The sequence below is a fragment of the Thermus composti genome (assembly GCF_014647535.1).
Lineage (GTDB): Bacteria > Deinococcota > Deinococci > Deinococcales > Thermaceae > Thermus > Thermus composti.
In genome coordinates, this window is record NZ_BMPJ01000042.1 from 1 (window position 1) to 9,487 (window position 9,487).

Here is a 9,487-nt window from a genome sequence, read left to right on the forward strand (position 1 = left end):
AAGTCACCCAAGAACTCTTGAAGCAGGCTAAGGGAGGGCGAGGAAGGAGTTTTGGGTAAAGCCCTGTTCTGGACGCGTTGACACCCATTCCCTTCCCGGGTAGGATGGGGCCGGTTTCCTTGGGGGTAAGAATATGCGCTTTCTCCTAGGTCTATCCCGCGCCATAGACGTCCTCACGGAAGGGGTAGGGCGGCTCGTGGTCTGGCTGGTGCTGTTGGTGGCCCTCCTCTCGGCGGGGAACGCCATCCTGCGCTACGGCTTCAGCTACAGCTCCAACGCCTACCTCGAGGCCCAGTGGTACATGTTCAGCCTTATCTTCCTCCTGGGCGGCGCCTACGCCCTGAAGCACAACGCCCACGTGCGCATAGACCTCCTCTACGACCGCTTCAGCCGGAGGACTCAGGCCTGGATTGATGTGGTGGGCACGGTGCTCTTCCTCTTGCCCATGGCGCTAGGGCTCATCTACCTCTCCTGGCCCTGGGCCATGAACTCCCTGAGCATCCGGGAGATGTCCCCGGACGTGGGGGGCCTGCCCCGCTGGCCCATCAAGCTCCTGGTGCCCTTTAGCTTCGGCCTTCTCGCCCTCCAAGGGCTTTCCGAGCTCATCAAGCGGATCGCCTTCCTGACAGGGGCCTTACCCAGCTGGTCCCCCGAGGAAGAGGAGGAGGTGGCCTGATGGACCTCTACGCCCTCATGCCCCCCCTGATGTTTTTGGCCTTGATCCTCTTCCTCCTTTCCGGCTACCCCGTGGCCTTCTCCTTGGGGGCCGTGGGCATGGTCTTCGGGTTCTTGGGCATCGCCTTGGACCTCTTCCCCGCAAGCCTCCTCGGGGCTATGCCCGACCGGATCTTCGGGATCATGTCCAACCAGCTCCTCCTGGCCATCCCCTTCTTCACCCTCATGGGCATCCTCCTGGAGAAAAGCGGCCTGGCGGAAGATCTCCTAGACACCATGGGCCGCCTCTTCGGGCCCCTTAGGGGCGGCCTCGCCCTGAGCGTGGTCTTCGTGGGGGCCATCTTGGGCGCCACCACGGGGGTAGTGGCCGCCAGCGTCATGGCCATGGGCCTCATCTCCCTGCCGGTGATGCTCAAGTACGGGTACAACCCCCGCTTCGCCAGTGGCGTCATCCTGGGCTCGGCCACCCTGGCCCAGATCATCCCCCCAAGCGTGGTCCTCATCGTCCTGGCCGACCAGCTGGGGGTAAGCGTGGGGGACATGTACAAGGCGGCCCTCATCCCCTCCCTGGCTACGGTCCTGCTTTACTTCCTCTACGTGATCTACGTGGCCCTGGTCCACCCCCGGTGGGTCCCCGCCCTGCCCAAGGAGGCGCGGCCCGAGGCGGGAAAGGAGCTCCCTACGGCCTTTGCCCTCCTTTCCTACCTCCTGGTGGGGGTGGGGTCCTGGCGACTTGGGGAGTTCCTCCACCTCCCGGGGTGGCTGGAGGGGCTGGAGATCCTCTTGGGCCTCGGCCTTTGGACCCTCTTCCTCCTGCCCTGGATCCGCACAAACCCCCTCCTGCGCAAGGCCCTTCTCTCCATGGTCCCCCCCTTGGTCCTCATCTTCTTGGTGCTGGGCACGGTGCTCATCGGCCTCGCCACCCCCACGGAGGCGGGGGCCATGGGGGTGGTGGGGGCCCTGGTCCTGGCGGCGCTCAATCGCAGGCTCTCCTTCCAGGTCCTCTACGGGGCCATGGAGGGCACGGCCAAGCTCACCGCCTTCGTGGTCTTCATCCTCATCGGCTCCACCCTCTTCAGCCTGGTCTTCCGCGGGGTGGACGGGGACCTCTGGGTGGAGGGTTTCCTCACGGGGCTTCCCGGGGGAGAGGTGGGCTACATCCTCTTCGTGATGGTCCTGGTCTTCCTCCTGGGCTTCTTCATAGACTTCTTTGAGATCGCCTTCATCGCCCTGCCCCTTCTGGCCATCGGGGCCGACGCTTTGGGCATTGACAAGCTCTGGTTCGGCCTCCTGGTGGGGGTGAACCTCCAGACCTCCTTCCTCACCCCACCCTTTGGCTTCGCCCTCTTTTACCTCAGGAACGTGGCCCCCAAGGAGGTGAGGACGGCGGACATCTACCTTGGGGGCATTCCCTTTATTCTCCTGCAGCTTCTCGTCTTGCTTCTCGTCTACTTCCTCCGGGAGCCCATCCTGAACATGGCCTACTCTGGCTTCGGCCAATAGGAAAGCCCCCGGGGGTTGCCCCGGGGGACCCAACCTCCCAGCCTACACGTTGGGGAAGGCGAACTGCTCGTAGCCCAGCTCGGCCACAGCGAACCAGCGGAACTGCTCCTCCCGGAACCTCCTCCAAGCGGTGTAGACCCTGCGGTAGGTGGCGTCCTTGGCCGCCTCCTCCTCAAACCACTCAAAGGCCGCCTTCTGGGCCGCCTGCATGATCTCGTTGGGCCACTTCCTGAGCCGCACCCCGTTCCGGAGGAGGCGTTGCAGGGCAGGGCCGTTCACCTGGTCGTACTTGGCCATCATCCACTGGTTGGCCTCAGCAGCCGCCACCTCAAAGGCCTGCTGGTACTCCTTGGGCAGGCGCTGCCACTCCCTGAGGTTCACGTAGAAAACCAGCATGGCCCCGGGCTCCCAGAAGCCAGGGTAGTAGTAATTCTTGGCCACCCTGTAAAACCCCAGCTTCTCGTCGTCGTAAGGGTTCACCCACTCGGTGGCGTCAATGGTGCCCCGCTCCAAAGCCGGGTAGATGTCCCCGCCCGCCAGCACCTGGGGCACCACCCCCAGACGGCTCATCACCTGGCCCCCAGGCCCGGGGATGCGCATCTTGAGGCCCCTGAGGTCGGCCAGGGTGCGGATCTCCTTGCGGAACCACCCCCCCATCTGGGCCCCGGTGTTGCCCCCCGGGAACTGGATGATGCCAAAGTCGGCGAAGATGGAGCGGAAAAGCTCAATCCCGCCGCCAAAGTACATCCAGGCGTTTTGCTGCCGAGCGGTGAGGCCGAAGGGCACGCTGGTGTCAAAGGCCAGGACCTGGGCCTTGCCCACGAAGTAGTAGCTGGCGGTGTGGCCCACCTCCACCGTGCCCTGCTGCACGGCGTCCATCACCTGAAGGCCGGGGACGATCTCCCCCGCCTGGTAGGGGCGGATCTGGAAGCGCCCGCCTGTGAGCGCCCGCACCCTTTCCGCCAGAACCTCCGCCGCCCCGTAGATGGTGTCCAGGCTCTTGGGGAAGCTGCTGGCCAGGCGCCAGCGGATAGTGGGCTGCGCTTGGGCGAAGACCGGTCCGAAAGCCGCGCTGGCCGCTACGCCGATACCCGCCTTCTTTAGGAAATCCCTCCGCCTCATTGTGACCTCCTTAGGTCCGGGGCGATTATACATCCGAACCACAGCCTAGGCGCAAGCCTTGACCCGAGGCCACCCGGGTGAAAAAATCCCCTGCAAAGGAGGTGGACCGGTGAAAGCCGTGGTGATGGAGGCAAGGGGCGGCCCGGAGGTCTTAAGGTATGGGGATTTTCCCACCCCCGAGCCCGGGCCTATGGAGGTGCGGGTGCGCATCAAAGCCGCCGCCCTCAACCACCTGGACATCTGGGTGCGCAAGGGGGTGGCGAACCCCCGCCTGGCCCTCCCCCACATCCCGGGGGCCGACGCCAGCGGGGTGGTGGAGGCGGTGGGCCCCGGGGTGGTGGGCCTTACGGTGGGGGACGAGGTGGTGATCAACCCGGGGCTTTCCTGCGGGCGCTGCGAGCGCTGCCTAGCGGGAGAGGACAACCTCTGCCCCCACTACGAGATCCTGGGCGAGCACCGCCACGGCACCTACGCCCAGTACGTGGTGGTCCCGGCAGCCAACGTGGCGCCCAAGCCCAAGGGGCTTTCCTTTGAGGAGGCGGCGGCCCTCCCCCTCACCTTCCTCACCGCCTGGCAGATGGTGGTGGATAAGCTCGGGGTGCGCCCCGGGGACGACGTGCTGGTCATGGCAGCGGGAAGCGGGGTGAGCGTGGCCGCCATCCAGATCGCCAAGCTCTTCGGGGGAAGGGTGATCGCCACGGCGGGCTCCGAGGAGAAGCTCCGGCGGGCCAAGGAACTGGGGGCCGACGAGGTGGTGAACTACGCCCACCCCGACTGGTACAAGGAGGTGCGCCGCCTCACGGGGGGCAAGGGAGCCGACAAGGTGGTGGACCACACCGGGGCCCTCTACTTTGAAGGGGTGATCAAGGCCACGGCCAACGGGGGCAAGATCGCCATCGCCGGGGCTTCCTCAGGGTACGAGGGAACCTTGCCCTTCGCCCACGTCTTCTTCCGGCAGCTTTCCATCCTGGGTTCCACCATGGCCTCCAAAAGCCGCCTCTTCCCCATCCTCCGCCTCGTGGAGGAGGGGAAGCTTAGGCCCGTGGTGGGCCAGATTCTGCCCTTGGAGCAGGCGGCGGAAGGGCACCGGCTTTTGGAGGAGCGCCGGGTCTTCGGCAAGGTGGTCCTGCGGGTGGACTAGACGCGGGCCATTTTGTGTATAAAATAACGAGCATGGCGGAGCACACGGACGTCCTCATCGTGGGCGCGGGGCCTGCGGGCCTCTTCGCAGGGTTTTACGTGGGGATGCGGGGACTCTCTTTCCGCTTCGTGGACCCTCTGCCGGAACCCGGGGGGCAGCTCACCGCCCTTTACCCGGAGAAGTACATCTACGACGTGGCGGGCTTCCCCAAGATCTACGCCAAGGACCTGGTGAAGGGCCTGGTAGAGCAGGTGGCCCCCTTCAACCCCATTTACAGCCTGGGGGAGCGGGCGGAAAACCTGGAAAAGGTAGGGGACCACTTCAAGGTCACCACCTCTAAGGGGAACGCCTACACCGCCAAGGCGGTGATCATCGCCGCGGGGGTGGGGGCCTTTGAGCCCCGAAGGATCGGCGCCCCGGGGGAGATGGAGTTTGAGGGGAAGGGCGTCTACTACGCGGTGCGGGCCAAGGCGGAGTTCGCGGGCAAGCGGGTCCTCATCGTGGGCGGGGGGGATAGCGCCGTGGATTGGGCCTTAAACCTCCTGGACACCGCCCAGGAGATCACCCTCATCCACCGCCGTCCCCAGTTCCGGGCCCACGAGGCGAGCGTGAAGGAGCTCATGCAAGCCCACGAGGAAGGAAGGCTTCGGGTCCTCACCCCTTACGAGGTGCGCCGGATTGAGGGGGACGAATGGGTGCGCCGGGTGGTCATCTTCCACAACCAGACCCAGGAGGAGATCCCCCTCGAGGTGGACGCCGTCCTTATCCTGGCGGGCTACATCACCAAGCTCGGCCCCCTGGCCCACTGGGGGCTAGAGCTGGAGAAGAACAAGATCAAGGTGGACACCACCATGGCCACCAGCATCCCCGGGGTCTACGCCTGCGGGGACATCGTCACCTACCCCGGAAAGCTTCCCCTCATCGTCTTGGGCTTCGGGGAGGCGGCCATCGCCGCCAACCACGCCGCCGCCTACGCCAACCCCGCCCTCAAGGTGAACCCGGGGCACTCCTCCGAGAAGGTCTCCTAAGCTAAGGGCATGCGGGTTTCCTTCTTCATAGACGGCTCCTACATGTACCAGGTGGCCAAGCGGCTGGGCTGGAACGTGGACCACCGCCGGGTCCTCACCCAGTTCGCCACCCCGGAGCAGCTTTACAACGCCTTCTACTACGTGCCCGTCACCGACCCCGAGGACGAGCGGCAGCAGCGCTTCATAGACGCCCTGGTCTTCATGGGCTACACGGTGCAAAGCCGCCTGATGCGGAGCGAGGCGCGCTTTGAGGCCATGATGGCCACCGACCTCCTCACCACCGCTCCCCGGTGGGACCGGGCCATCGTGGCCTCGGGCTCGGCCGACCTAGCCCACACCTTCCAGGCCCTTAGGGCCATGGGCAAGGAGCTCCACCTCCTGGGGATCCCGGAGCTTGCGGACCTGGAGCTCCGCAACCAGGCGGACCGCTTCATCAACCTGGCGGAGTGGCGGGAGGTCCTGGAAAGGACCCTGGGGGGAAGGAGGACCTACACCGGCTTCCCCATCGCCGCCACGGTGGAGCTTCCCCCTGAGGAAGGCTAAACCCCTTCCATGCGCCCCTGGCCCGCCCTGGTCCTGGTGGGACTTTGTTTCCTAGTCCTGCCCAGCCCGCCCACCCCCCCGGCCTCGCCCAGCCTGCGGAGCCTCCTTCCCTACCCTGAGGCCAAGCGGGAAGCCCTGGTGGCCCTCCACCTCGGCAACAAGGCGAGCCTCCAGCTCCTCCTGGGGGAGAAGGCGGCCCGGGCTTACGATCGGCTGATGCGGCTAGAGCTCGTCAACCAAAGGGCGGGGAAGCGCTCGGCCTTCGCCGACCCGGAAAGCGCCCTAAGGGCCGCCCGGCGCTGGATCCAGGCCCTAGGCCAGGCCCGGAGGGGCCTTCCCGCCAATCTAGAAGGCCTGCCCGCCGCCCCCCACCACGTCCTGCCCCATGCCCAGGAGATCCGGGCGGCGGCCTTTGCCCTCCGCCTTCCCCCAGGGGTCTTGGCCGCCATCGTGGACAACGAGCAGCACGGGGGGGACAAGGCCCTGGGGCTTTCCCGGGGGGTGCGGGAGGTGGCGGACGGGATGGCCCTCACCCTGGGGGAGGCCCCCTTTTCCCGCACCCTGGGCCTCGCCCAGATGAGCTGGGAGGACGCCCTAAGGCAGGAGGAGCGCTTAAGGCTTTTCGGCGCCTGGAACCCCCTAAGGCCCTTCCCCAGGACGGAAGCCGAGGCCCGGCGGGCCCTAGAAGACCCCTACCTCAACCTCCTCTTCACTGCAAGCCGCCTGCGGGGCTACTTCAACGCCCTCCTGGGCCTTTCCAAGGAGGACACCCGCCCCCTCGAGGACCCTTGGCTTTTCTACCTGGGCCCCGCCTGGCACAACCACCCCTTGAGGGCCCAGAACCTGGAGACCTGGGAGGACAGCTTCCACGGCTTCTTCAAGGGTCTCCTTTACCAGGTGATCCTGGAGGGGCACTGGCAGGTCCAGGGTCACCGCCTCATCCCCCTAAAAGTTTTCGGAGCGGGGAGCCTCGAGGCCCGCCCCTCCCCTACCCCCGAGCTTTACCCTTAAACGCGCTCCATCCAAGGGAGGGGCTCTCCCGGGGGCAAAACGGGCCAGCGCCCCTCCCGCATGTGCCGGAAGATGGCCTCCACCGCCCGTTCCGCCGCCTCCACCCAGGCCTTGGGGTAGAGGGGGTGCTTGGCCAAGAACTCCTCCCGGTCAAAGACCTGGCAGGTGTGGTCCGCCCGGCACCGCACGTCCAGCTCCAGGTCGTACTGGCGGAAGCCCTCTCCGGTCCACTCCGCCGGGGTCTGCACGTTCCAGTAGTACTCCAAGACCCGCCCCGCCCGCACGTCGGGCCCCCCGGAGTACCAGGCCCCGGGGAAGAAGGCCACGTAGGCGTCGTGGTCCAAGACCACGGACCGCCCCTTGGCCACGTGGTGAAAGACCCCCCCTTGGGGAAGAAGGGTGAGAACCCCCTCGGGCCGCACCTCCACCACCTCCGCCTCCCAGAAGTAGTGGAGGACGCCTTCCGGGTACTTGTAGAACTCCACCCGGACGCGCGCCCCTGGGCGGACGGGAAAGCTCACCGCTTGGTGCTGATGCCAAGAAGCTTGTAAAGGGCGCAGAAGCCGGTGATGGCGGTGAAAAGGAGAAGGGCGGCCACCACGCCCAAGACCCAGTTCCAGGGTGAGGCCGACTGGAAGGCAAAGTAAAAGAGGACCAGGGCCAGCACAAAGCGGATCACCCGGTCGGCGGTGCTCTCGTTCACCGTCATGGGTTTCACCCCCTAGGGGTAAGTATACACCTTCGCAGGGGCGGGAAATCCTATGCTAGAATGAGCCCTCGGCGGCGGGCCGTTAGCTCAACGGTCAGAGCAGCCGGCTCATAACCGGTAGGTTGCAGGTTCGAATCCTGCACGGCCCACCAAGGCCCCCTTCTGGGGGCTTTTTCCCTTAGAATGGGGTCATGGAGCCCTTGGAAGCCTTCCAGCTCTTAGACCTGAGGGTGGGCCGGGTGGTGAAGGCCGAACCCCACGAGAAGGCGAGGAAGCCCAGCTACAAGCTTTGGATTGACCTGGGGCCTTTGGGGGTGAAGCGGAGCTCGGCCCAGATCACCGAGCTCTACCGGCCCGAGGACCTCCTGGGCCGTCTGGTGGTCTGCGCCACCAACCTGGGGACCCGCCTCATCGGGGGCTTCCCCTCGGAGGTCCTGGTCTTAGGGGTGCGGGACGGGGAAGGGCGGGTGGTCCTCCTCGCCCCCGAAAGGGAGGTGCCCCTGGGGGAAAAGGTCTTCTAAAGTACCCCACCGCGGCTTTCGCCCCAAAAGGAGCTTCCCAGGCCCCCTTGCGGGCATCCCGTGTTGCGAAACCAACGTGCGGTCACTTAACGGGTTCGGGTCACTTTGGAAAGGTGCCGGGGCCGGTCCGGGTCCAGCCCCCGGGCCCGGGCCAGGGCCTCGGCCAGGGGGTAGAAGGCCTGGGCGAGGAGGAGGGGGTCTAGCTCGGGAGCCAGGGCCTGGGGCAGGGCGAGGGGCGTGTGGGCCAGGGCCAGGGCCTCGGGCTCGGGGGAGAGGACGAGGAGGTGAGTTCCCTGGGCCTTTAGGCCCTGCAGGACCTCCAGGAAGCCCTCCAGGGCCTCGTCCCCTTGGACCAGGGCCAAAAGGGGAAACCCCTCCTCCAAGAGGGCCAGGGGCCCATGGAGGAACTCCGCCAGGGAAAGCCCCTCGGCGTGCAAGGCGGCCACCTCTTTGAGCTTGAGGGCGGCCTCGAGGGCTATGGGGAAGGTAAACCCCCGCCCCAGGACGAAAAGGCCCTCCGCCTCCTCCAAGGGGCTCAAGTCCCCCACCACCCCAAGGGCCCGGTGAAGGGCCTCGGGCAGGGCGGGAAGGCGCTCCCTTAGGCGGGGCTCTTCCAGGAGGTGGGCGAGGAGGTGGACCGTGGCCGCCAGCATGGCGAGAAAGCTCTTGGTGGCCGCCACCGCCTTTTCCTCCCCGGCGTGGAGGGGCAGGACCACCTCCGCCGCCCGGGCCAAGGGGCTTTCCTCCCGGTTCACCAAGGCCACGGTGAGGACCCCGGCCCGGCGGTAGGCCTGGACGGCCTCCAAAAGGTCCGGGCTTTCCCCGCTTTGGCTAAAGGCGAGGAGCAAGGCGGGGTAGGGGACCTTAGGCCTCGCCCGGTAGAGGGTGAGGACGGAAGGGGCTAAGGAGAGGACAGGCCACTCCAGGCGGGCCTCGAGGAGGTACTTGGCGAAAAGGGCGGCGTGGGCCGAGCTCCCCCGGGCCACGGTGAGGACCAAACCCGGGGGCCTCCGGCGGAGGAAGGCGGCGAGCCCCTTCACCTCGGCGGCGTTCTCCCTAAGGAGCCTTTCCACCACCCAAGGGGCCTCCTCGGCCTCTTGGCGCATCCAGGACGCCATGCCCTCCATTGTAGCCTGGGCTTCTCCTTGCCCCCAAGGGGTGGTATCAGGGCTTTACCCAAAACTCCTTCCTCGCCCTCCCTTAGCCTGCTTCAAGAGTTCTTGGGTGACTTCAT

At 66.4% G+C, this 9,487-nt stretch carries 11 protein-coding genes and 1 tRNA gene; 8 read left to right on the forward strand and 4 right to left on the reverse strand.

Features of this window, described 5'->3' with window-relative positions; all coding sequences use genetic code 11:
* The first annotated feature begins 133 nt into the window (after window positions 1-133).
* Window positions 134-676 (forward strand): TRAP transporter small permease subunit, encoded by a 543-nt coding sequence (locus IEX93_RS10905; protein ID WP_188848219.1) that lies wholly within the window; start codon window positions 134-136, stop codon window positions 674-676.
* Window positions 676-2,178 carry a TRAP transporter large permease gene (locus tag IEX93_RS10910; protein WP_188848220.1) on the forward strand — a complete coding sequence of 501 codons (1,503 nt, stop codon included), beginning with the start codon at window positions 676-678 and terminating at the stop codon, window positions 2,176-2,178. Before IEX93_RS10905 ends, IEX93_RS10910 begins: the two co-directional genes overlap by 1 nt.
* A gap of 42 nt (window positions 2,179-2,220) precedes the next feature.
* On the opposite strand, the gene IEX93_RS10915 is transcribed toward IEX93_RS10910, so the two are convergent.
* Window positions 2,221-3,300, reverse strand: coding sequence for a TRAP transporter substrate-binding protein (locus IEX93_RS10915; RefSeq protein WP_188848221.1), 1,080 nt, complete (start codon window positions 3,298-3,300; stop codon window positions 2,221-2,223).
* 109 nt (window positions 3,301-3,409) lie between these two features.
* Between IEX93_RS10915 and IEX93_RS10920 the strand changes: the two genes are divergently transcribed.
* Genes IEX93_RS10920 through IEX93_RS10935 form a run of 4 tightly spaced genes read left to right on the forward strand, consistent with a single transcriptional unit; the run spans window position 3,410 to window position 7,023 of the window.
* Entirely contained in the window at window positions 3,410-4,441 is a 1,032-nt protein-coding gene (locus IEX93_RS10920) for a zinc-binding dehydrogenase (RefSeq protein ID WP_188848222.1), read from the forward strand.
* A 32-nt stretch (window positions 4,442-4,473) separates the two neighbouring features.
* Entirely contained in the window at window positions 4,474-5,469 is a 996-nt protein-coding gene (locus IEX93_RS10925) for an NAD(P)/FAD-dependent oxidoreductase (RefSeq protein WP_188848223.1), read from the forward strand.
* Between the two features lie 9 nt (window positions 5,470-5,478).
* Entirely contained in the window at window positions 5,479-6,012 is a 534-nt protein-coding gene (locus IEX93_RS10930; protein WP_188848224.1) for a LabA-like NYN domain-containing protein, read from the forward strand.
* Between the two features lie 9 nt (window positions 6,013-6,021).
* The gene (locus IEX93_RS10935; RefSeq protein ID WP_188848225.1) at window positions 6,022-7,023 is read left to right on the forward strand and encodes a hypothetical protein; all 1,002 of its coding nucleotides are present in this window, start codon (window positions 6,022-6,024) and stop codon (window positions 7,021-7,023) included.
* Here IEX93_RS10935 and IEX93_RS10940 read toward each other — a convergent pair.
* Window positions 7,020-7,544, reverse strand: a complete 525-nt coding sequence (locus IEX93_RS10940; RefSeq protein ID WP_188848226.1) for a ribonuclease FAU-1 family protein — start codon at window positions 7,542-7,544, stop codon at window positions 7,020-7,022. The two genes, IEX93_RS10935 and IEX93_RS10940, sit on opposite strands and share 4 nt — an antisense overlap.
* Entirely contained in the window at window positions 7,541-7,732 is a 192-nt protein-coding gene (locus tag IEX93_RS10945) for a YgaP family membrane protein (RefSeq protein ID WP_188848227.1), read from the reverse strand. The genes IEX93_RS10940 and IEX93_RS10945 overlap by 4 nt, the downstream gene beginning before the upstream one ends.
* A 76-nt stretch (window positions 7,733-7,808) precedes the next feature.
* On the opposite strand from IEX93_RS10945, the gene IEX93_RS10950 reads away from it, so the two are divergent.
* Window positions 7,809-7,884: transfer RNA gene (locus IEX93_RS10950), tRNA-Ile, on the forward strand.
* 39 nt (window positions 7,885-7,923) lie between these two features.
* A complete protein-coding gene (locus tag IEX93_RS10955; RefSeq protein WP_188848228.1) occupies window positions 7,924-8,253 on the forward strand; it encodes a tRNA-binding protein in 330 nt (109 codons plus the stop codon).
* A gap of 86 nt (window positions 8,254-8,339) precedes the next feature.
* Here IEX93_RS10955 and IEX93_RS10960 read toward each other — a convergent pair whose 3' ends face one another.
* Window positions 8,340-9,371, reverse strand: coding sequence for an SIS domain-containing protein (locus tag IEX93_RS10960; protein ID WP_188848229.1), 1,032 nt, complete (start codon window positions 9,369-9,371; stop codon window positions 8,340-8,342).
* Between the last annotated feature and the right edge of the window lie 116 nt (window positions 9,372-9,487).

What these genes read in the sequence shown, in the direction of transcription:
- IEX93_RS10930 (WP_188848224.1), top strand. Translation starts at nt 5,479, where the DNA reads ATGCGGGTTTCCTTCTTCATAGACGGCTCCTACATGTACCAGGTGGCC.
- IEX93_RS10925 (WP_188848223.1), top strand. Translation starts at nt 4,474, where the DNA reads ATGGCGGAGCACACGGACGTCCTCATCGTGGGCGCGGGGCCTGCGGGC.
- IEX93_RS10915 (WP_188848221.1), bottom strand. Translation starts at nt 3,300, where the DNA reads ATGAGGCGGAGGGATTTCCTAAAGAAGGCGGGTATCGGCGTAGCGGCC.
- IEX93_RS10905 (WP_188848219.1), top strand. Translation starts at nt 134, where the DNA reads ATGCGCTTTCTCCTAGGTCTATCCCGCGCCATAGACGTCCTCACGGAA.
- IEX93_RS10945 (WP_188848227.1), bottom strand. Translation starts at nt 7,732, where the DNA reads ATGACGGTGAACGAGAGCACCGCCGACCGGGTGATCCGCTTTGTGCTG.
- IEX93_RS10955 (WP_188848228.1), top strand. Translation starts at nt 7,924, where the DNA reads ATGGAGCCCTTGGAAGCCTTCCAGCTCTTAGACCTGAGGGTGGGCCGG.
- IEX93_RS10910 (WP_188848220.1), top strand. Translation starts at nt 676, where the DNA reads ATGGACCTCTACGCCCTCATGCCCCCCCTGATGTTTTTGGCCTTGATC.
- IEX93_RS10935 (WP_188848225.1), top strand. Translation starts at nt 6,022, where the DNA reads ATGCGCCCCTGGCCCGCCCTGGTCCTGGTGGGACTTTGTTTCCTAGTC.
- IEX93_RS10960 (WP_188848229.1), bottom strand. Translation starts at nt 9,371, where the DNA reads ATGGCGTCCTGGATGCGCCAAGAGGCCGAGGAGGCCCCTTGGGTGGTG.